The organism is Sphaerimonospora thailandensis, assembly GCF_016863115.1.
Lineage (GTDB): Bacteria > Actinomycetota > Actinomycetes > Streptosporangiales > Streptosporangiaceae > Sphaerimonospora > Sphaerimonospora cavernae.
The window spans coordinates 94,582-113,997 of the sequence record NZ_BOOG01000008.1; the positions used below are offsets into that span (position 1 = coordinate 94,582).

Annotated in this window: 17 protein-coding genes; 14 read left to right on the forward strand and 3 right to left on the reverse strand. The window is 71.9% G+C overall.

Going from position 1 to position 19,416, the window contains the following annotated elements:
- Positions 1-290: 290 nt before the first annotated feature.
- The gene (locus tag Mth01_RS03585; protein WP_204011171.1) at positions 291-1,187 is read left to right on the forward strand and encodes a universal stress protein; all 897 of its coding nucleotides are present in this window, start codon (positions 291-293) and stop codon (positions 1,185-1,187) included.
- 63 nt (positions 1,188-1,250) lie between these two features.
- Here Mth01_RS03585 and Mth01_RS03590 read toward each other — a convergent pair whose 3' ends face one another.
- The gene (locus tag Mth01_RS03590; protein WP_204011172.1) at positions 1,251-1,949 is read right to left on the reverse strand and encodes a methyltransferase domain-containing protein; all 699 of its coding nucleotides are present in this window, start codon (positions 1,947-1,949) and stop codon (positions 1,251-1,253) included.
- 174 nt (positions 1,950-2,123) lie between these two features.
- The gene (locus Mth01_RS03595) at positions 2,124-3,557 is read right to left on the reverse strand and encodes a sensor histidine kinase (protein ID WP_204011174.1); all 1,434 of its coding nucleotides are present in this window, start codon (positions 3,555-3,557) and stop codon (positions 2,124-2,126) included.
- A 397-nt stretch (positions 3,558-3,954) separates the two neighbouring features.
- Between Mth01_RS03595 and Mth01_RS03600 the strand changes: the two genes are divergently transcribed.
- A complete protein-coding gene (locus Mth01_RS03600; RefSeq protein ID WP_204011179.1) occupies positions 3,955-4,653 on the forward strand; it encodes an alpha/beta hydrolase in 699 nt (232 codons plus the stop codon).
- On the opposite strand, the gene Mth01_RS03605 is transcribed toward Mth01_RS03600, so the two are convergent.
- On the reverse strand, positions 4,610-5,779 hold the full coding sequence (locus Mth01_RS03605) for an MFS transporter (protein WP_204011182.1): 1,170 nt from the start codon (positions 5,777-5,779) through the stop codon (positions 4,610-4,612). The two genes, Mth01_RS03600 and Mth01_RS03605, sit on opposite strands and share 44 nt — an antisense overlap.
- A gap of 171 nt (positions 5,780-5,950) precedes the next feature.
- Between Mth01_RS03605 and Mth01_RS03610 the strand changes: the two genes are divergently transcribed.
- The 12 genes from Mth01_RS03610 to Mth01_RS03665 all read left to right on the forward strand — a co-directional run bounded on the left by Mth01_RS03610 (position 5,951) and on the right by Mth01_RS03665 (position 19,406).
- Complete coding sequence (locus Mth01_RS03610) at positions 5,951-7,666, forward strand: DEAD/DEAH box helicase (RefSeq protein WP_204011185.1); 1,716 nt, start codon at positions 5,951-5,953, stop codon at positions 7,664-7,666.
- 75 nt (positions 7,667-7,741) lie between these two features.
- Positions 7,742-8,350 carry an MFS transporter gene (locus tag Mth01_RS03615; RefSeq protein ID WP_204011187.1) on the forward strand — a complete coding sequence of 203 codons (609 nt, stop codon included), beginning with the start codon at positions 7,742-7,744 and terminating at the stop codon, positions 8,348-8,350.
- Between the two features lie 94 nt (positions 8,351-8,444).
- Positions 8,445-9,191, forward strand: a complete 747-nt coding sequence (locus tag Mth01_RS03620) for a YcnI family copper-binding membrane protein (RefSeq protein WP_204011189.1) — start codon at positions 8,445-8,447, stop codon at positions 9,189-9,191.
- 239 nt (positions 9,192-9,430) lie between these two features.
- Complete coding sequence (locus tag Mth01_RS03625; protein WP_204011191.1) at positions 9,431-9,655, forward strand: hypothetical protein; 225 nt, start codon at positions 9,431-9,433, stop codon at positions 9,653-9,655.
- A gap of 81 nt (positions 9,656-9,736) precedes the next feature.
- On the forward strand, positions 9,737-10,831 hold the full coding sequence (locus tag Mth01_RS03630) for an N-acetylglucosamine kinase (protein WP_239089323.1): 1,095 nt from the start codon (positions 9,737-9,739) through the stop codon (positions 10,829-10,831).
- Positions 10,828-12,363: a beta-N-acetylhexosaminidase gene (nagZ, locus tag Mth01_RS03635; RefSeq protein WP_204011200.1), complete on the forward strand. Its 1,536-nt coding sequence runs from the start codon at positions 10,828-10,830 to the stop codon at positions 12,361-12,363. The genes Mth01_RS03630 and nagZ overlap by 4 nt, the downstream gene beginning before the upstream one ends.
- Positions 12,364-12,524: 161 nt before the next feature.
- Positions 12,525-14,360 (forward strand): ABC transporter substrate-binding protein, encoded by a 1,836-nt coding sequence (locus tag Mth01_RS03640; RefSeq protein ID WP_204011202.1) that lies wholly within the window; start codon positions 12,525-12,527, stop codon positions 14,358-14,360.
- Positions 14,357-15,439, forward strand: a complete 1,083-nt coding sequence (locus tag Mth01_RS03645) for an ABC transporter permease (protein ID WP_204011205.1) — start codon at positions 14,357-14,359, stop codon at positions 15,437-15,439. The genes Mth01_RS03640 and Mth01_RS03645 overlap by 4 nt, the downstream gene beginning before the upstream one ends.
- On the forward strand, positions 15,436-16,377 hold the full coding sequence (locus Mth01_RS03650) for an ABC transporter permease (protein ID WP_239089324.1): 942 nt from the start codon (positions 15,436-15,438) through the stop codon (positions 16,375-16,377). The genes Mth01_RS03645 and Mth01_RS03650 overlap by 4 nt, the downstream gene beginning before the upstream one ends.
- Before the next feature lie 4 nt (positions 16,378-16,381).
- Positions 16,382-17,452 carry an ABC transporter ATP-binding protein gene (locus Mth01_RS03655; RefSeq protein WP_239089325.1) on the forward strand — a complete coding sequence of 357 codons (1,071 nt, stop codon included), beginning with the start codon at positions 16,382-16,384 and terminating at the stop codon, positions 17,450-17,452.
- Entirely contained in the window at positions 17,449-18,516 is a 1,068-nt protein-coding gene (locus Mth01_RS03660) for an ABC transporter ATP-binding protein (RefSeq protein ID WP_204011207.1), read from the forward strand. Before Mth01_RS03655 ends, Mth01_RS03660 begins: the two co-directional genes overlap by 4 nt.
- Positions 18,513-19,406, forward strand: coding sequence for a GNAT family N-acetyltransferase (locus tag Mth01_RS03665; RefSeq protein WP_239089326.1), 894 nt, complete (start codon positions 18,513-18,515; stop codon positions 19,404-19,406). Before Mth01_RS03660 ends, Mth01_RS03665 begins: the two co-directional genes overlap by 4 nt.
- Positions 19,407-19,416 lie beyond the last annotated feature (10 nt).

Here is a 19,416-nt window from a genome sequence, read left to right on the forward strand (position 1 = left end):
TCCCGGCACAACGCGATCTACCTTGACGTTAGGCCGGGCCGGGCATCGGGCTCAGAGGCGTTGGCCCACGTCTCCCCGGCCGAAGGTCCCTCGTCGGAGGGCCGTGCGCCCCTGGTCCCGGCATTGATCGGGGCCGACGCTGAGATCGGCAGATGGAGATCGGCAGGGGAGGCATGGTGAGCCGGTGCGGGGAAGAGGTGTCCAGGAAGGGTGACCGGACCGGGCCCGTCGGTGCGGGACCGGCACTGCCCGATGACGACCGATCGACGAATGCCGAAATTGGAGGAGACATGACAGAACCGATCGTGGTCGCGACCGACGGCTCGCCCGCGGCGACCGCCGCCGTCGAATGGGCCGCCGACGACGCCGCCCGCAAGCGCCTGCCCCTGCGCATCGTGCACGTCCTGGACCGCCTGCCGTACGACATCCCCCGCTATCCGATCCCCGACATGTACGATCGCCTGTCCCGGCCCGGCCGGCAGATCCTTCAGGAGGCCGAGCAGACCGCGCGGGAACGGCGGCCGGAGCTCGACGTCACCGTCGAGATGGCCGAGGGAGACCCGGTGCACGCCCTCCGGCGGCAGGCCGAGCACGCCGTCGAACTCGTCGTCGGCAGCCGGGGGCTGGGCGGCTTCACCGGGATGCTGCTCGGCTCGGTCAGCATGCACGTCGCCGGTCACGTGGACGCTCCCGTGGTCGTGGTGCGGCCCGGTCCCACGGACGTCCGCGGTGAGGTCGTCGTGGGGTTCGACGGTTCGCCGGAGTCCGAGGCCGCCCTGGCCTACGCCTTCGAGGAGGCCGGCCTGCGCGGCTGCAGGCTCCGGGTGGTGTACGCCTGGCAGCTCCCGGTGCACATCTACGCTCCGGAGATCGCCTACGACATGGACGAGATGCGGCAGGCGCAGGCGGACTTCGTGACCGGCAGGGTCACCGCATGGCGGGAGAAGTACCCCGGTGTGGAGACCGTGCCGGACACCGTCTCCGCCCACCCGGTCACCGCCCTCGTCGACGCCTCGGCGGATGCGGACCTGCTGGTCGTCGGCTCCAGGGGACGCGGCGCGGTGAGGTCGTTCGTGCTGGGCTCGGTCAGCCGGGCCGTGCTGCACCACGCCCGGTGCCCGGTCGCCGTGGTGCGGTCGAAGACGCCGGTCGCCGAGGAGCCCTCCCACCCCGAGGCGACATTGTGATCCGTCCACCGGTCGCGCGGCGCCCGTCGTCGCGCGACCGGTGTGCTGGCGGGGTTCCCGGTGTCAGTCGAAGAATCGCGCCAGCCGCTGTTCGCCGGCGGGCCCCACCCCCGCCTTCACCGGCAGGAGGTCGGCGAAGACGGTCGCCTCGTCGCGCGTCACGAGCAGGGGGTACCAGCACCGCCCCGCGTGGTCCGGCCGGCACAGGTGCTTGAAGGTCTGCACGTCGAGCAGGCGCACATGGGTGGGGTCGGCGACGGCGTTGACGTGCCGCCACCAGGGCGTGAGGACGTGCAACACCCCACCGGGGCGCAGGATCCGGTGGCACTCGGCGAGCAGCGGCAGATAGTCGGCGAGGTGTTCGATGACGTGGACGGCGAAGACCTGATCCACCGACTCGTCCTGGAACGGGACTCCGGCCACCAGGTCGGCGACGACGTCGACGGTCGGTCCCGGCCGTACGTCGAGGCCGAGGTTGTCCGCATGCTGCTTGGCGCCGCCGCACCCGAGATCCACGACTCTCGGTGCGCCGCCGTCGACGTGGACCCGGTCCCACACCGCCAGCACGCCGCCCAGCCGGCCGAGCGACTCCCGCAGCATCGCGAGGTCGGCCGCGTCCGGGGCCGAGCCCTCGACGTGGGCCACACCGCCGTCGAACCGTACGCGCACGTCGAGAGCGCTCAGCCGCGGATCGTGCTTGAGCAGGTCGGCGGCGACGCATTCGAGATCGCGGTCCAGCAGATCGCGCCGATGCTGGTTCACGCCGGTTCCCCGCGGACGGGGCTCCGGATGAGGCGGCGGGCCACGATCATGGATTCCTCCTCCCGGCGGCGCTGCTCGCCGCTGACGGCGTTCTCGATTGACGCGTTCTCGATTCGCCACTACCCCGGGGACGTCCTCCGATGCCTCTTCGGGAGGGTCTTCACCGTACGGGGATCACCGTACGGGGACCACCGGGCGGGCCACGCCCGCCGGCTCCGCCGCGGGCCGATCCGAGTGCGACAGCGGCAGGCGGACGGCGAACCTGGCGCCTCGCGGCGAGTCTTCGACCCGCAGCGTTCCGTGGTGAGCGCGGACGATCGCCCGGCAGATGGCGAGGCCGAGCCCGCTGCCACCGGGGTCGCGCCGGCGTCCGTCGGCGAGGCGGACGAAGGGCTCGAAGACACGTTCCCGATCCTCGGGGGCGATGCCGTCCCCGTCGTCGGACACGATCACCACGGCCTGGCCGTCGCGGCGTTCCACAGCGACCTCCACGGTGGTCTCCGCGTGCCGCTGTGCGTTGGCCAGGAGATTGTTCACGACCCCGACCAGCTGCAACCGGTTGCCGAGGACCTTCAGCTCACCATCGGCCCGCATCCGCACCGGCGGGCCGTACGCCCGGGAGCCCGCCTCCTCACGGACGAGCGCGATCAGATCGACCGGTTCGAGAGCGGTCACGCCGTTCTTGACCCGGGCGTAGGCCAGCACCTCATCGATGATCGACTGCAGTCGCTCCGTGGTGGACAGCGCGGTCCGGATGGTGTCGAGCGGGTCCACCTCGTCGGGGTACATCAGCGCCTCCTCCAGCCGCACACGCAGACCGGCCACCGGAGACCTGAGCTCGTGCGACACGATCTGGGCGAACTGGCGCTGATGACCGACGGTCTCCTCGATCTCGGCGAAAGTCCGGTTGGCGGTACGCGCGAGCTGCGCGATCTCGTCGTCCCTGGGCGGCTCGGGCACCCGGAGGCTCAGGTCGCCGGGCGTGATCTGGGAGGCGCGCGCGCGGATGGCGGCTACCGGACGCAGCGTGCGACCCACCCCCCACCAGGTGACCCAGGCGGAGAAGGCGGCCACGAGGAGGACTCCGGCGCCGATGAGCATCTCCAAGCGGTTCGTCGCGATGATGCGGGGCTCCGTCTTCCCCGCGTAGATGTAGTGGGGTTCGGCGGACTGCTGGTCGAGCTGGGGAGGGACCCGGATGGCGGTGACCATGACGCACCGGTCGTGTGCCGGGTCGCATACGGTGCGGTTCTGGACGCGCTCGGCGGACGCGGGCGGGGTGACGCTCACCGGCGGCGTGCCCGCCGGCGTCGTGGGCGCCGCCACCACCCGGCCCCGTGAGTCCGTGACCTGCAGCAGGTCGGCCCGGTGCAGCAGGTCGGGCGCCGGCGGCGCACGGTCGGGTGTACGGCCGGGAGTCATCGAGGCGAGCCAGTCAACGGCGATGTGCTGGGTCGTCTGGAAGACGCGGGCCTGGGTCGCGTTCCGGATCGCGAAGTCCAGGCTCACCCCGATGACGGTCAGGACGATCACGGACAGCATCGCCACGATGAGCGTGTAGCGCGCCCGGATCGATCGGGGGCGGGGGAGAAGGCGTCCGCCTGTCACGGGTCCGTCCTTTCCAGGGTGGCCGGGGTGGTACATCTCCGGTGGGAGAATCTGTTAGGTTCCAACCCCATATATGGTTGTTTCAATACCCGTCATGCGTGCCGAAACCAGAGAAGGGCCGAACGATGGGGATGGGATTACCGCGGCTTTGCCGTACCGCCTCGTGGGCGGTTCCCTCTGGTAGATAGATAAGCCATCGTTGCTGGTCAGCTGTTCGGCCGTACGGCATCAGCCGGAACACGGATCTCATGCTCGTCCGCAATCCCGCGTTTCCCGGCCGGGTTCTCCAGTGTCCCGATATACCAAAGCGGCGGGATGGACATTCGGCGCAGGAGACAGAACGACGTCTCTCGGGGGAAGAAACAGGAGGAGCGCCTGTAATCGGGAGGTGATCGGCGTGTCCGTGCTGGAGAGGGCCGCTCCCCATCCGCTTCCGGACGAGGGGGTCCGGCACGGCAGGCTCTGCGCCCGCCCAGCGATCAGCCGTGGCTCTGTCTATCCCGGTCTGCACCGGCTGGACGGTCACGCCCTGCTGCACGTGCCGCGCGATCTGCCTTCCCGCCCGTCCCGGCTGGCCGTGGTCCTGCACGGCGCGGGCGGTACGGCGGAGCAGGCGCTGCGCTGGCTGGCCGACCTGTCGAACGGTTCCGGGATGCTGATCCTCGCCCCCCAGGCGATCTCCTCGACCTGGGACATGATCGTGGGAGGGTACGGTCCCGACGTGGCGCGGATCGACACCGCGCTGCACGAGGTGTTCGCCAGGACGACGGTCGACGCGGACGCGGTCGCGGTGGCCGGATTCTCCGACGGGGCGTCGTATGCCCTTTCCCTCGGGGTGGCCAACGGCGACCTGTTCCGCGCGGTGCTGGCCTTCTCACCGGGGTTCATGGCGCCGATGATCAGGCACGGGTGCCCGAGGATGTTCATCTCGCACGGCATGTCCGACCGCGTGCTGCCGATCGACGTCTGCAGCCGGCGACTGGTTCCCGGCCTGCGGCGAAACGGTTACCCGGTCACCTACAAGGAGTTCGCCGGCGGGCACGAGGTGCCGCCTAGGATCGCCGCGGCGGGGGTGCGGTGGTGGACCGCCGGATGAGCACGCCCGCGCCCATCAGGACCGCCGCCATCATGGCGGTGACGAGGGCGAAGGAGACCGACAGCGTGCTCGCCTGGGCGATCCAGCCGATCGCGCTCGGCGCCAGGAAGCCGGACGAGTAGCTGATCGTCGCCGCCCCTGCCACGCCCTCGCTCGGCGTGTTCGCGGCGTTGCCCGCGGCGGCGAACACCAGCGGAATGATCACTGAGATCCCCAGGCCGATCAGCATGAACCCCGCCACCGCCGGCAAGGGGTCGCGGGCGGTCACGACGAGGATCCCGCCGAGCGTCCCGAGCGCCCCGCCGAGACGTACGACCGCGACGGTGCCCAGCCGGCGGACCACGGCGTCGCCGCAGAACCGCCCGGCCGCCATGGTGAAGGCGAAGGCGCTGTAGCTCGCCGCCGCGACCCCTGGCGAGGCTCCGGCGACCTGGGTCAGGTAGACGGCGCACCAGTCGTGTCCGGCCGCTTCGGCGAACACCGCGCAGAAGCCGACGAGCCCGATGACCAGCACGGTGCGTGACGGCAGCGCGAACCTCGGCGGTTCCGCGGCGTCCGCGTCGGCTCGCACGTCGGGCAGCAGGCCGCCGACGAGGGCGCCCGCCACGGTCAGCGCGAGTGCCATGACCGCCAGGTGGAGGCGGGCGTCGATCCCGGCGTGCGCGGCCACCGAGCCCACGCCGCCGCCCACCAGCCCGCCGAGGCTCCACATCCCGTGCAGCCCGGACATGATCGAACGGCCCATTCGCTGTTCGATCACCACACCCTGTGCGTTCATCGCCACGTCGGACATCCCCGACGCGGCGCCGTACACCGCGAGCGTCGCGAAGAGCACGGGCAGGTTCGGCGCGAGGGCGGGGAGGGCGAGCGCCGCGCACCACAGGCAGATCAGCCACCGGGTGACCGCGCGGCCGCCGTACCGATGGGTGATGCGGCTCGCGGTGGGCATCGTGAGCAGGGAGCCGACGGCGGGCGCGAGCAGGGCCAGGCCGAGCTCGCCGGAACTCGCGTTCAGGTGGTCCTGCAGCCAGGGGATGCGGGTGGCGAAGCTGCCCATCACCGCCCCGTGCAGGGCGAACGTGACCGCCACGGCGACACGAGCCGGTCGCGGCGACTGGTGATCCACCGCCCAACGGTAACAGGGGGAGAGCTTTGCCTGGGATCTGCGATTATCGCCTGGTGCCCGGACGGCTCTGGGGGCAGGGCGAATGGGATGCCCACTGACCAGCGAACTCCGGGATTAGGGGATCATAGTTTCCGATGTGTACCGCGTGTGTCTGCCCCGGAGGAGCCTGAGATGGTCGAGAACATGGTCGACGACGGATCGGGCTTCGCCGATCTGGAGTTGCTTCCGGAGCTGCTGAAGGCGTTGACCGATCTGGGCTACGAGGAGCCCACTCCCATCCAGCGGGAGGCCATCCCACCCCTTCTGGAGGGGCGGGATCTGCTGGGACAGGCCGCCACCGGGACGGGCAAGACGGCCGCCTTCGCGCTTCCCGTGCTGCAGCGGATGCACGACGAGCGGACGCGGCACGGCGAGGGCGGGGACGGCGTCAAGCCGATGGCGCTCGTCCTCCTGCCCACGCGTGAGCTCGCCGTGCAGGTCTCCGAGGCGATGCACCGCTACGGCCGCGGCCTCGGCGCGCGGGTCCTGCCCATCTATGGCGGACAGCCGATCGGGCGGCAGTTGCGGGAGCTCGAGCGCGGGGTGGACGTCGTGGTCGCGACGCCGGGCCGTGCCCTCGACCACATCGGCCGGGGCACGCTCGCCCTGGACGCGCTGAAGATGGTCGTGCTCGACGAGGCCGACGAGATGCTGGACATGGGCTTCGCCGAGGACATCGACGCGATCCTCCAGGACGTCCCGGAAGACCGGCAGACCGTGCTCTTCTCGGCCACCATGCCCCCGCGCATCAACGGGATGGCCCGCAGCCACCTGCGCGAGCCGATCCGCATCAAGATCGAGCGTGAGCAGCCCGCCGCCGGTGAGACGCCGCGGGTACGGCAGAGCGCGTACATCGTGGCGCGCCCGCACAAGCCGGCGGCGCTCGGCCGGGTGCTCGACGTGGAGGCGCCGACGGCCGCGATCGTGTTCTGCCGCACGCGTGAGGAGGTCGACCATCTCACCGAGACCATGAACGGCCGTGGCTACCGGGCCGAGGCGCTGCACGGCGGGATGGGCCAGGAGCAGCGTGACCGCGTGATGGGACGGCTCCGCGCCGGCACCGCCGATCTGCTGGTCGCCACCGACGTCGCGGCGCGCGGGCTCGACATCGAGCAGCTCACCCATGTGATCAACTACGACGTGCCGTCGGCGCCGGAGGCGTACGTCCACCGGATCGGCCGGGTGGGCCGGGCCGGCCGCGAGGGCGTGGCGATCACGCTGGCCGAGCCGCGCGAGCACCGGATGCTCAAGACGATCGAGCGGGTGACCCGCAGCCGGATCGCGGTCGAGAAGGTGCCGACCGTCGCGGACCTGCGGGCGAGACGGCTGGAGCTGACCAGGTCCGCCCTCGAGGAGAGCATGGTGGGCGACGTCGACCTCGACCGGTTCCGCGTCGTGGTCGAGACCCTCGCCGACGAGTTCGACCTCATGGACATCGCGCTCGCGGCGGTCAAGCTCGCCCATGAGTCGACCGGCGCCGCCGCCGACGAGGAGGAGATCCCGGAGGTCGCCCCGAGAGCGCCGCGGCCGGACCGGGGACGCCGCGAGGGCGGCCCGGGACGTGAGGAGCGGCGCGGCCGCGGTCCGTCGGGCGGGATGACCCGGATCTTCGTCGGCGCCGGCCGCAGCGTCGGGGTGCGGCCGCGTGACCTGGTCGGGGCCATCACCGGGGAGACCCGGGTGAGCGGCCGCGAGATCGGGGCGATAGAGATCGCCGACCGCTTCTCGCTCGTGGAGATCCCCGAGTCCGCGGCGCACGAGGTGATAAACGCGCTGCGGAAGACCACCATCAAGGGAAAGAAGCCGCCGGTCCGCCGGGACCGCGACGAGTTCTCCGAGCGCCGCTGAGCCGCCCGGACCAGGCGGTCCCGATGGTCGCTCTCCGTTATAGGTGATCGGTTTCTGTGGGACAATCCCCACGTCATGCGCGCCAACATCCCCTTACGGCTCGCGCGGTCGGCCGCTTTCTCCGCCGTCAGCGTGCTGCTCGCCGTCGGTGCGCACTGGTTCGCCGGGGGAGCCGCCCCCACCCCCCGCGCCCTCCTGGTCGGCGGACTGGCCGTCATGGCGGGAGCGGCCGCTCTGGCGGGCAGGGAACGATCGCCGGTGGCGGTCGTCGGCCTGCTCCTCGCCGCCCAGGGGGCGCTGCACCAACTGCTCGGTCCGGCCGAACAGTCCGGCGGCGTGGCCTACCTGCCCGGGACATACGAGTTCGGTCTCTACGACCCGGCTGTCTACGAGGACTGCCATCCGCTGAGCGTGCGTGCCGGGATGCTGTTCGCTCACCTGACCGCGGCGCTGATCACGGGCTGGTGGCTGTCACGGGGCGAGACACTGGTGTGGTCGATCCTGCACAGGATCGGCGCCCGCGCCGCCAGGTGGTTCAGGCCGCTGCTCGCCGGGCTCACGGCCGCTGACCGCGCCGTGCCCCGGCCGCGCCCGCGTGAGCCGGAGCGCACCCGGCCCCGGTACGCCGGGCTCCTCAGACACACGGTGGTACGGCGTGGGCCGCCCGTTCTTCTCCTTTCGTGACCTGTTCCGAGCTCCGCGCCGGAGCTCGGGCGCGCGCGGCCGTCTTCGGCTGCTCGCGCGTTTTCGACATCCCCACACGACTGGAGAACCTCTCATGGCATTCACCGCCGCCGCGCGCCGCGCCCTGACCGTCGGCGCCGGCGCCCTCGCTCTCACGATCGGCCTCGCCGTACCAGCCCTCGCCCATGTGACCGTCCAGCCGGGGACGGCGACGAAGGGGAGCTGGACCAAGATCGCTTTCAGGGTGCCGAACGAGCGTGACAACGCGTCCACCAGCAAGGTCGAGGTCGAGTTCCCGACCGATCACCCGCTGCCGTTCGTCTCGGTCCGGCCGGTCCAGGGCTGGGATGTGAAGGTGACCCAGGGCAAGCTGCCCACCCCCGTCGTCAACGACGACGGCGACAAGGTCACCGAGTCGGTCCTGAAGATCACCTGGTCCGGAGGGAAGATCGGGCCAGGCCAGTTCCAGGAGTTCGAGGCGTCCCTCGGTCCGCTGCCGAAGTCCGTCGACCAGTTGGCCTTCCCGACGACCCAGACCTACTCCAACGGCGAGGTCGTCAAGTGGGCCGATGAGCCCAAGGCCGACGGCTCCGAGGGGGACCACCCCGTTCCGGTGCTCAAGCTGGTCGCGCCGGCCGAGGGTGAAGGGGAGCACGGCGCCGCGAGTCCCGCGCCGTCCACCGCCACAGCCACCGCGGCCGCCGTCGCCGTCAAGGAGGAATCCGGCGACGACGCGGGCGGGACCGACGGCACGGCCCGGCTGCTGGCCGGGATCGGCATCGCCGTGGGCGTCGCCGGAGCCGCCGTCGGTGTCGCCGGCCTGCGCCGTTCCCGAAGCTAGTGTCGCGGCACCAGTGCCGCGAGGGGCGGGCCGTACGGCGCGTACGGCCCCCCCACCCCCATCCCCCGTGATCTTGTAGTGGAGGTGTGAGTGCAAGATCATAAAGACTGTTTCACCAGGTCGAGGTGGGGTTGTGCGAGAAACTGCAAGATCACGGGGATGGGTGGGGGTGGTGCGGGCACTTCTAACGAGTACGGGGGTTCTGCCTGACCGGCGACTTCTGAGCGGGGGACGAACTCATGGCCGTGAACGCTGATCTCAGCAAGCTGCTCGACCGGGACTATGAGGACCTGAACCTTGAGGAACTCGTCAAGGCGCCGGTCCAGGCGCTGGCCGGTGTGTCCGAAGGCGACGCCGAGCTGCTCAAGAAGGCCTTCAACATCAAGACGGTGGGCGACATGGGACGCAACAAGTTCTTCCGCGCCGCCACCGCGATCGTCGATCTGGCCGAAAGCAAGAAGTAGCTCCGCCGGAGATCGTTATCGAGATTCTCCGCTCACTTGTAGGTTGTCGGAGGGAATCTACGAAGAGTGCGAGGGGCGACCGTGGGGGCTCTGTTCATCGGAGTGGATGGCGGTGGCACCAGCACGCGGTGTGTCGTCGCCGGCGACAACGGGGAGATCACCGGGCGCGGACGCGCGGGGGGCGCGAACGTGGTCTCCGTCGCCGACCCGGCCGCCAACCTGCTCGCCGCGCTGCTCGCCGCGCTGGAGGGCCTCGACCGCTCGCGCGTGGCCGGGGGAGTCTTCGGCCTGGCCGGCGTCGAGGCCATGGGAGGGCTGGCGGAACGGGTCTGGAAGGAGGCCGGGCTGCCCGGACGTCCGACCGTGGTCCCGGACATGCTGGTCGCGTTCACCGGCGCGACCACGGAGCCGGACGGGACCGTCCTGGTGGCCGGCACAGGCGCGGGTGGCGCCCGGATCCAGCACCGGCAGGTCGTACGGCGTGCCGACGGCTGGGGCTGGCTGCTGGGCGACGAGGGCTCCGGGGTGTGGATCGGCAGGCGTGCCGTCGCCGCCGCGCTGACCGCCCTCGACGGCCGCGCCGCTCCGACCGCCCTGGTCGACGACGTCGCGGCCGCGATCCTCGACGATGCCGCCGCCTCCGGGGACGGGGACGGGGACCGGCGGGACGCCCCGGGGCTCGCCCGGGCGATCGTCTCGGCTGTCTACGCCCGCGTAGCCGAGTCCGGCCCGGCCTGGCTCGCCACGCTCGCCCCGGTGGCCGACGCCGCAGCCCGCGACGGGGACCCGGTCGCACGGGAGATCCTCCGGGAGGGCGCCGCGCTGCTGTGCCGTACGGCACTCGCCGTACGCTCACGGGGCTCGTGGGGCTCACGGGGCTCGCAGGGCTCGCGGGACCTGCCGGACACGGCGGACGGCGCCGGTCCCGCGGCGCCGGGTCCGCTCGTGCTGGCCGGATCCCTGCTGACCGAGCGGACCGAACTGGCCGCACTGGTACGCGCCGAGCTGGGGGAGCGGGCCGGCCTCTCAGCCGGCACCGGCTCCCTCGGCGATTGGCTGCTCGCGGGCGACGCCGCCGCGGGGGCCGCCGCGCTGGCGCTCCGGGCCGTCCTGCCCCCCGACGATCCGCGCGCGCTGGAGGGACACCGCAGGCTCATCGCGCAGGGGGCGCGATGAGGGCGGGCGGCCGGAAGACGGGTCTGACAGCCGGGTCCCCGAGATCGACGGACGACCTGGACCGGCTGGCGATGGCCGTGCTCCAGCCCGGCTTCGAAGGTACGGCTCCGCCCGGCTGGCTGTGCCGGGCGCTGGCCGAGGGCCTGGGCGGGGTGGTGCTGTTCGCCCGTAACATCGCCGATCCGGCGCAGACGGCAGCGCTCACCGCGGCGCTGCGCGCGGACAACCCCGAGGTGATCGTCGCGGTCGACGAGGAGGGCGGCACGGTCACCCGGCTGGAGGCGGGCTCCGGCAGCTCCTGGCCGGGCAACCTCGCCCTCGGCGTGGCCGACGACGTCCGGCTGACCGAGCGGGTGGCCCGCCAGATCGGCCGGCTCGTCGCCGCCTCCGGCATCACGCTCGACTACGCCCCCGTGGTGGATGTGAACGCCGACCCGCTCAATCCGGTGATCGGCATCCGCTCCTTCGGAGCGGACCCGGAGGCGGTCTCCCGGCACGCGGTGGCCTGGATCAAGGGGCTACAGGGCAGCGGGGTGGCGGCCTGTGCCAAGCATTTCCCCGGCCACGGCGCCACCCGCAGCGACTCCCACCTGGAGCTGCCGACCGTCGAGGCGCCGCGTGAGGTGCTCGACCTGCGCGACCTGCCGCCGTTCCGCGCCGCCATCGCGGCGGGGGTCCAGGCGATCATGTGCGGTCATCTGCTCGTGCCCGCCCTCGACGAGGTCCCGGCCACGCTGAGCCGGGCCGTGCTGACCGGGCTGCTGCGCGATGAGCTCGGCTTCGACGGCGTGCTGGTGACCGACGCGATCGAGATGCGGGCGGTGGCCGCGCTCCACGAGCCCGGCGAGATCGCCGTACGGGCCCTGGCCGCCGGGGCCGACGCCGTCTGCGTGGGCCGGTCCTCGCCGGGTGGAGAGAGCGTGTACGAACTGCGGGACGCCATCGTCGGGGCGGCCCGGGAGGGCAGGCTCTCCGAGGAACGGCTGGTGGAGGCGGCGGGCCGGGTGCGCCGCCTGGCCCGCTGGCATGAGGCGCGGGCCCGGGTCCGCGCGGCGGCCGCACCCGACGCCGACGAGGGACTGGGAGACGCGGTGGCGGCCGCGGCGCTGCGCATGGCCGGTGCGGCGGCCCGGCCGGTGCTGAGCGCCGCGCCGCTGGTCGTCCAGATATCGGCCCGGCTGAGCCAGGCCGTGGATCCCAGCGCCGGCGGACGCAGGCCGGGCCTCGCCGCGGCGATCGCCGAGCTCCTCCCCGGGACGGAACGTGCCGAGATCGGTGAGGGCGACGGGCTGCCCGATCTCGGGACGGCCGCCGGACGGCCGGTCGTGCTCGCCGTCCACGACGCGGTACGGCACGGCTGGATGCGGCGTCTGATCGCGGAAGCCGTACGGGCCCGCCCGGACGCGGTGGTGGTGGAGACCGGGGTGCCGGGACCGCCCGCCGGCGCCGTGTACCTCGCCACCCATGGCGACTCGGCCGCCTCCATGCGTGCCGCGGCCCGCCGGTTGACCGACGACGCGTCGGCGTCGTGACCGGTCCCCAAACGATCAACGGAAACAGTCCGGCGCGACGTATCCCCAGGTAGACGCGTTAGGTAAAAATTAACTCCATATCTGACTGCACGGGCGGAAAAAATTGACGCCGCTCTGGTGCGCCCGTATCGTCCAGGCATATCGGGAACCAGGAGCAGCCCATGAAGCGACTCGCAGCGATCGTGGCTCTGGCAGCGACGCTCGCCACCGCCACCGCCTGCGGCACTACCGGGACCACCGGCACCACCGGGAACACGGGGGCCGCCCAGACGGCGGGCGGCGGTGTCTTCACCACAATCGACGGCAGCAAACAGATCAACGCCAGCGCGCCGATCAACCCGTTCAACCCCGTGGGGTCCGTCTTCGCCGGGTACAACGGGATGGCGCTCGCCTGGCCGAAGAACGACCCGGTCGACCCCAACCAGTTCTACCCGGGGCTGGCCAGTAGCTGGACGACGACGCCCGACCAGTCGGAGGTCGTCATCCACCTGCAGCCGGACGCCAGGTGGTCCGATGGCAAGCCGGTGACCAGCGAGGACGTCCGGGTGTCGATCGGTCTCGCCTACACCCAGGGCGGCACGGCGTACGCGCTCGATCCCAGGGCGGCGGGCGCCGCGGCCGACATCCACGTCGTCGACGCGAAGACCCTCAAGATCACCCAGGGGGCGAACCGCAGCGGGATGTTCCTCAGCAACCTGCTGTCGACGGTGGTCGTGCCCGCGCACGTCTTCGGCCGGCTGCTGCCCGCCGACTTCTGGCACACCCTGAAGGTCGCCCAGGACGGCGAGGGCCCGGCCGCCGAACAGGCCAAGGCCGAGATCACCGGACTGGCCGAGAAGGTCATCGCCTTCGGGCCGGCGCACGACGTGTCCGCCGGGCCGTTCGTGCTGGAGCGGGTGAACCCCGGCGCGGCGCTGCTGAAGCGCAACCCCTACTTCTACAACAGCAAGGCGATCGCGCCGGACAAGGTGAAGGTACTCAACTACACCGGCAACGAGCAGATCTGGAACTACCTGATCTCCGGCAGGCTCGACAACGCCCCGTTCACGTCGGTGCCCACCGCCGTGATGGAGCGAATCCGCGGGGCCGGCGGCAGCAAGGTGATCAAGGGGTACTCGCCCGTGGCCACGTCGATGGCGTTCAACCAGGCGCACAAGCCGTACGACAACGTGCACGTGCGCCGGGCGCTGGCCTACCTGATCGACCGCGCCCAGGTCACGAAGATCGCATCCCCCGAGGGCGGCACGCCCGCCGTGACCACCTCAGGCATCCACGCCAAGGCCGCCAGGGCCTGGCTGGACGGCGGGTTCGACACGCTCGAGCGTTACCGCGTCGACGCGGCCAAGGCCGACGCCGAGCTGCGGGCCGCCGGGATGACCAAGCGGGACGGCCGGTGGGCCCTGCCCGACGGCAAGCCGTGGCAGGTCCAGATCCACGTCCCCGCGTCGTTCTCCGACTGGGTGGCGGCGGCCAAGTCGATCAGCAGCCAGCTCGGTGACCACGGCATCGACGCGACCGTGGTCACCGCAGCCGACTACACCCTTTATCTTGGAGAACTGGCGGACGGCAAGTACGACGTCGCGTTCTGGCTGATCGGGCTGGGCCCGTCGCCGTACAACATCTTCCAGCGCCTGTACGGCCAGGCGAACGGCTGGCAGATGTTCGGCGGGCGGCTGTCGCACGTGGCGCCGGGCACCCAGGGCAACTGGATGGGCGGCCCGGAGACCGTCGACGCCGGAGCCGACGGCCGAGTCAACCCCGGCGAGCTGACCAGCAGGCTCAGCTACGCCACCCCGGAGGAGCGCAAGCGCGTCGTCGGCGTCCTCGCCAGGCTGACCAACGAGCAACTGCCGGTCATCCAGCTCTGGGACTACGTCAACACCCAGTTCGTGAACACCTCCCGGTACACGGCGTTCCCGCCGGACGACCACGACGCGCTGCGGCTGTCGTCGGGCGTGTGGATGCAACTCGGGATGATCAAGAAGAGGCAGGCATGACGCCAACGCTCCGGGGACGCGCCCGGTCCAAGACCTCGAAGACTTCGCCGACATCGCCGACCTCGTCGGCGTCGCCGAAGGCGGTCGCGAGGCGCGTGGCGGGCCACGTCGCACGTGGCCTGGCCATGATCTGGGTCGTCGCCACGATCAGCTTCGTCATCATCCGGGAGATCCCCGGAGACCCGGTCAAGGGTCAGTACGAGAGCCTGATCCAGAAGGGCATGTCGCCCGAGCAGGCCGAGCGGGCCACCGCCGTGCTGTACGGCTTCCTGCCCACCGGCAGCCTCTGGGAGCAGTACACCGGCTACATCAACTCGCTGCTCCACCTCGACCTCGGCCGGTCGCTCAGCACGCCGGGCGTGGAGGTGACCACGCTGATCGGTTCGGCGGCCCGCTGGACCGTGCTGCCGGTGCTGGCCGGCACGCTGCTGAGCTTCCTGCTCGGCGTCATCATGGGCGTCTACGCGGCGATCAAGCGATCGGGCCGGCTCGGCGACGTGCTCGCGCTGTCGGGCTCGCTGCTGCACGGCGTGCCGGTGTACGTCATCGGCCTGCTGCTCACCGCGATCTTCGCGACGCTGTGGCCGATCATGCCGTCCGGCGGCCCGGTCGACGTCGAGCACGTCCCCGGCCTCAACCCCGGCTATCTCGGCTCGCTGGCGCACCACGCGGTGCTGCCGGTCGTGACGTACACACTGGCCAGCTACGGCGGGTGGATCCTCGCGATGAAGTCGAACGTGGTCGCCGTGCTCGGCGACGACTTCATCCTCGCGGCCGAGCTCCGCGGGCTCAAACGCGGCATCGTGTTCCGCTACATCGCGCGCAACGCGATCCTCCCGCTGTTCACGGTCCTCGCCCTGTCGATCGGCATGCTGTTCGGCGGGTCGATCTTCATCGAGCAGATCTTCAACTACCCCGGGCTCGGGCTGCTGCTGGTGGGCAGCATCAGCAGCCGTGACTACGCGCTCATGGGCGGCACGTTCCTGGTGATCACGATCGGCATCGTCGTCGCCAACATCGTCGCCGACCTGCTCTACACGGCGATCGACCCCCGGGTCAGGAGCGGAGGCGCGGCATGAGCATCATGACCAACGCCCAGGAGACGACCGACCCGCGGTCGGCCCCCGGCGGCACGCCGGGCGTCACCCGGGCCACGCTCCGGCGCAACTTCTGGCGCGGGGTGTGGCGGGTGCTGCGCCGCAAGCCGAGCCGGATGGTCGGCGTCGTCATCGTCGCCGGCTTCGCCGTGATGGGCGTGGCCGGGCCGCTGCTCTACCCCGACCACCTGCCCAGGGACGACGACGCCCTCTACGCGCCGCCCAGCCTGCGGCACCCGTTCGGCACCGACTTCGAGGGCACCGACGTGCTCGCACTGGTGATCACCGGGGCGCGCTACGTGCTGCTCACCGGCCTGGCGACCGCGGTCATCACGGTCGCGCTCGGCACCCTGATCGGGTTGTTCGCCGGGTTCCGCCGCGGCCGGTGGGACACCGTGCTCATGCGGGTCACCGACGTCAACCTGGCGATCCCCGGCCTGCCGCTGCTGCTCGTGCTGTCCACCGTGTGGAAGTTCGAGAGCCCGCTGGAGATGGGCCTGGTGCTCGGCCTGCTGGGCTGGGGCGGCATCGCCCGGGCCGTACGGTCCCAGACGCTGTCGCTGCGCGAGCGGGGGTTCATCGAGGCGGCCAGGGGGCTCGGCCTGCCGACCACCCACATCATCGGCCGCGAGTTGCTGCCGAGCATGGCCCCCTACATCGCGATGAACATGCTGATCGCCGTCACCGGCGCCGTCTACGCCCAGGTCGGCCTGTTCTTCCTCGGCGTCCTGCCGTTCGAGTCCAACAACTGGGGCGTGATGCTCAACCTGGCCGTCTTCAACGGCGGCGCGCTCACCACCGCGGCGGCGCTGCCGTACCTGATGGCTCCGCTGCTCGCGATCCTGCTGCTGACGCTGGGCATCGTGCTCATCGTCGACGCCATGGACGAGATCTTCAACCCCCGCCTGCGGGAGGAGTAGCCGAATGACCGCCAACCCAACGGCGCCGGCCGTGCGCGTGCGCGGGCTCACCGTCGTCTACAAGACCCCGGTGGGTGAGCTGCCCGCCGTCTCGAACGTCGATCTCACCCTCGCTCCCGGCACGATCACCGGTGTCGTCGGCGAGTCCGGCTCGGGCAAGTCGACGCTCGCGCTGTGCCTGCTCAACGCCGTGCAGTCGCCGGGCCGGATCGCGGCGGGCAGCGTCGAGATCGACGGCCTCGGCGACGTGGTCGAGCTCGGCGGCGAGGAGCTGCGGCGGGCCCGCGGCCGGCACGTCGGGTACGTCTTCCAGGCGGCGCAGAACTCGCTCAACCCGCTCAAGACGATCGGCAAGCAGCTGCTCGACCTCGGCCGCTCCCACGGCGTCGAGGACCTGCGCGCGCTCGTGCGCGACGCGAAGGACCTGCTGGCCCGCATGGGCATGGACGGCGCCCGCGTGCTCGACTCCTACCAGCACGAGCTGTCGGGCGGCATGCGCCAGCGCGTCGGCATCATGCTCGCGCTCGTGCTCAACGCCAAGGTCGTCGTGCTCGACGAGCCGACCACGGCCCTCGACATGATCACCCAGGCGACCATCCTGCGGATCGTCCGCGAGGTCCACGACGAGCGGGGGCTCACCACGCTCGTCATCACCCACGACGTCGGCGCGGTCGCCGAGGTCGCCGACAACCTCGCCGTGATGTACGGCGGGCGGGTGGTCGAGCACGGCCCGGTCATGGAGGTGCTCGGCTCGCCCCGGCACCCGTACACCCGCGGCCTGATCCGGGCGATCCCGCGCCTGTCCGGCGACATCTCGCTGGCCCGGGCGCTGCCGGGGCGGCCCCCCACCCTCGGGACCCTCCCGGCCGCCGGGTGTGTGTTCCGCGAGCGCTGCGACCGGCGGATGGACGTCTGCGACACCGTCGAGCCCGTCCCGCTGACCCGCGACGGGCGGACGGTCGCCTGCCACGCGGTCGATGCCGCCGCCGATGTCGATGCCAATGCCGCTCCCGGCGTGGCCGCCGGCGCCGCCGACCGCACGCCCACGACCGCCCGGCGTAAGGAGTACGCTTGATCACCGGAACCGGCATCACCAAGACCTTCAAGCAGCGCGGGAGCGTGCTCGGCGCCCGCGAGGTGCGGGCGCTGCGCGAGGTGGACTTCGCCATCGAGCCGGGTGGCGCGGTGTCGTTCATCGGAGAGTCGGGCTGCGGCAAGACCACGCTCGGCCGGATCATCGCCGGACTGGAGACCTACGACTCCGGCGAGATCGTCATCGACGGCGTGCCGATGTCCGGGCTCGGCCACCGGCGGCGTCAGCCGCACTTCCGCAGGATCCAGCTCATCCACCAGGACCCCTACTCCGCGCTGAACCCCACCAGGACCATCCACCAGACGCTGGAGGCGCCGCTGGCGCTGCGTGCCAAGCAGACCGGCAGGTCGAGGTCGTGGGTGGACGCGCGGGCGGAGGAGCTGCTCGGCCTGGTCGGCATCGACCCCGGTTACGTGCTGCCGAGGTATCCGCACCAGCTGTCGGGCGGCATGCGCCAGCGCGTGGTGATCGCCCGGGCGCTGACGATGGACCCGGAGGTGCTCGTGGCCGACGAGGCCGTGTCGATGATCGACGTGTCGCTGCGGCTGGGCATCCTCGGGCTGCTCAAGGACCTGCGGGTACGGCTCGGCGTCGGCGTGCTGTTCATCACCCACGACATCGCCACCGCACGCTACCTCGGCGACGACAGCGAGCTCTACGTGCTCTACCGGGGTCAGGTCGTGGAGCACGGGCCGACCGAGACGGTCATCACCCGGCCGGTGCATCCGTACACCCAGTCGCTGCTGTCGGCCACCCCGGTTCTGCACGGGCTGGAGAAGCCCGGGGCGGAGCGGGTGGTGCCGACCGAGGCCCTCGACCCCAGCAGGACCGACGAGGGCTGCCTGTTCGCGCCCCGGTGCCAGTTCGCCACGCAGCTGTGCACCGAGCAGCGGCCGCGGCTGAGCCACGACGGCACGACCCTCCAGGAGCACGCCTGCTTCCACCCCCGGACCCGGAGCGTGATCCCGACCGGGACGGGCACGGAGACGGAGATGGGGGCTGACACGCTCGCGGACACCGGCGCGGACATGGGGGCACGCGGGTGAGCGGGCCGGCGGTACGGATCGATCCGGTACGGCCGGAGGCCACCGGGGTGGCCGAGACGGCCGCGGACGCGCTGTGGGCGGACGCCGCCGAGGCGCCGCTCGTCGTGCGACGGCTGGCCGACCCGCCCGAGGGCCGCCGGTGGACCGCCCTGGCCACCCCGGATCTGGACGGCGTGGTGCTCGCCTCCCTGAGCGGCGCAGCCGACGGAGGCGGCGTGGCGGGCCACGTGGACCTGCTCGCCGTCCACCCCCGCGCGCAGGGCCGGGGCATCGGCCGGGCGCTCGTGACCGCCGCCGAGGAGTGGCTGCGGGCACAGGGCGCGACCGAGGCGCGCTTCGCCGGGAACCCGCCCTGCTACGGCTGGCCGGGCATCGACGTGCGCTACACCCCGGCGGCCTGCCTCGCCGAGCGCCTCGGCTACGAGCGGTACCGCATCGCCTGGAACATGACCGCCGACCTGCCGTCCTCCTCGGCTGAGGAGGACGCCGCCGACCTGGCCCGGCTCGCCGCCGCCGGCGTCGCCGTACACCCGGCCCCGGCGGGGGAGCGGGCGGCGGTCGTCGAGTTCGTGCGGCGGCAGTGGAACGACGCGTGGGCCTGGGAGGCCGGACAGGCGACCGGCTGCCACTACGCCGAGCGGGACGGGGAGATCCTCGGGTTCGCCGCGTGGGGAAGCCGGCCGCTGTGGTTCGGCCCGATGGGCACGGCCGAGGCGGCGCGGGGGCTCGGTGTGGGCAGGGTGCTGCTGCGACGCTGCCTGGCCGATCAGGCGGCCGCCGGGCTGCGCAGCGCGCAGATCGGCTGGGTGGGCCCGATCCGCTTCTACTCGCGGGCGGTGGACGCGCGGGTCGAGCGGGTCTTCTGGCTCTACCGCCGCCCGCTCGGCTGACCTCGCAGGG

What these genes read in the sequence shown, in the direction of transcription:
- Mth01_RS03620 (WP_204011189.1), top strand. Translation starts at nt 8,445, where the DNA reads ATGGCATTCACCGCCGCCGCGCGCCGCGCCCTGACCGTCGGCGCCGGC.
- Mth01_RS03615 (WP_204011187.1), top strand. Translation starts at nt 7,742, where the DNA reads ATGCGCGCCAACATCCCCTTACGGCTCGCGCGGTCGGCCGCTTTCTCC.
- Mth01_RS03655 (WP_239089325.1), top strand. Translation starts at nt 16,382, where the DNA reads ATGACCGCCAACCCAACGGCGCCGGCCGTGCGCGTGCGCGGGCTCACC.
- Mth01_RS03625 (WP_204011191.1), top strand. Translation starts at nt 9,431, where the DNA reads ATGGCCGTGAACGCTGATCTCAGCAAGCTGCTCGACCGGGACTATGAG.
- Mth01_RS03650 (WP_239089324.1), top strand. Translation starts at nt 15,436, where the DNA reads ATGAGCATCATGACCAACGCCCAGGAGACGACCGACCCGCGGTCGGCC.
- Mth01_RS03610 (WP_204011185.1), top strand. Translation starts at nt 5,951, where the DNA reads ATGGTCGAGAACATGGTCGACGACGGATCGGGCTTCGCCGATCTGGAG.
- Mth01_RS03585 (WP_204011171.1), top strand. Translation starts at nt 291, where the DNA reads ATGACAGAACCGATCGTGGTCGCGACCGACGGCTCGCCCGCGGCGACC.
- Mth01_RS03640 (WP_204011202.1), top strand. Translation starts at nt 12,525, where the DNA reads ATGAAGCGACTCGCAGCGATCGTGGCTCTGGCAGCGACGCTCGCCACC.
- nagZ (WP_204011200.1), top strand. Translation starts at nt 10,828, where the DNA reads ATGAGGGCGGGCGGCCGGAAGACGGGTCTGACAGCCGGGTCCCCGAGA.
- Mth01_RS03645 (WP_204011205.1), top strand. Translation starts at nt 14,357, where the DNA reads ATGACGCCAACGCTCCGGGGACGCGCCCGGTCCAAGACCTCGAAGACT.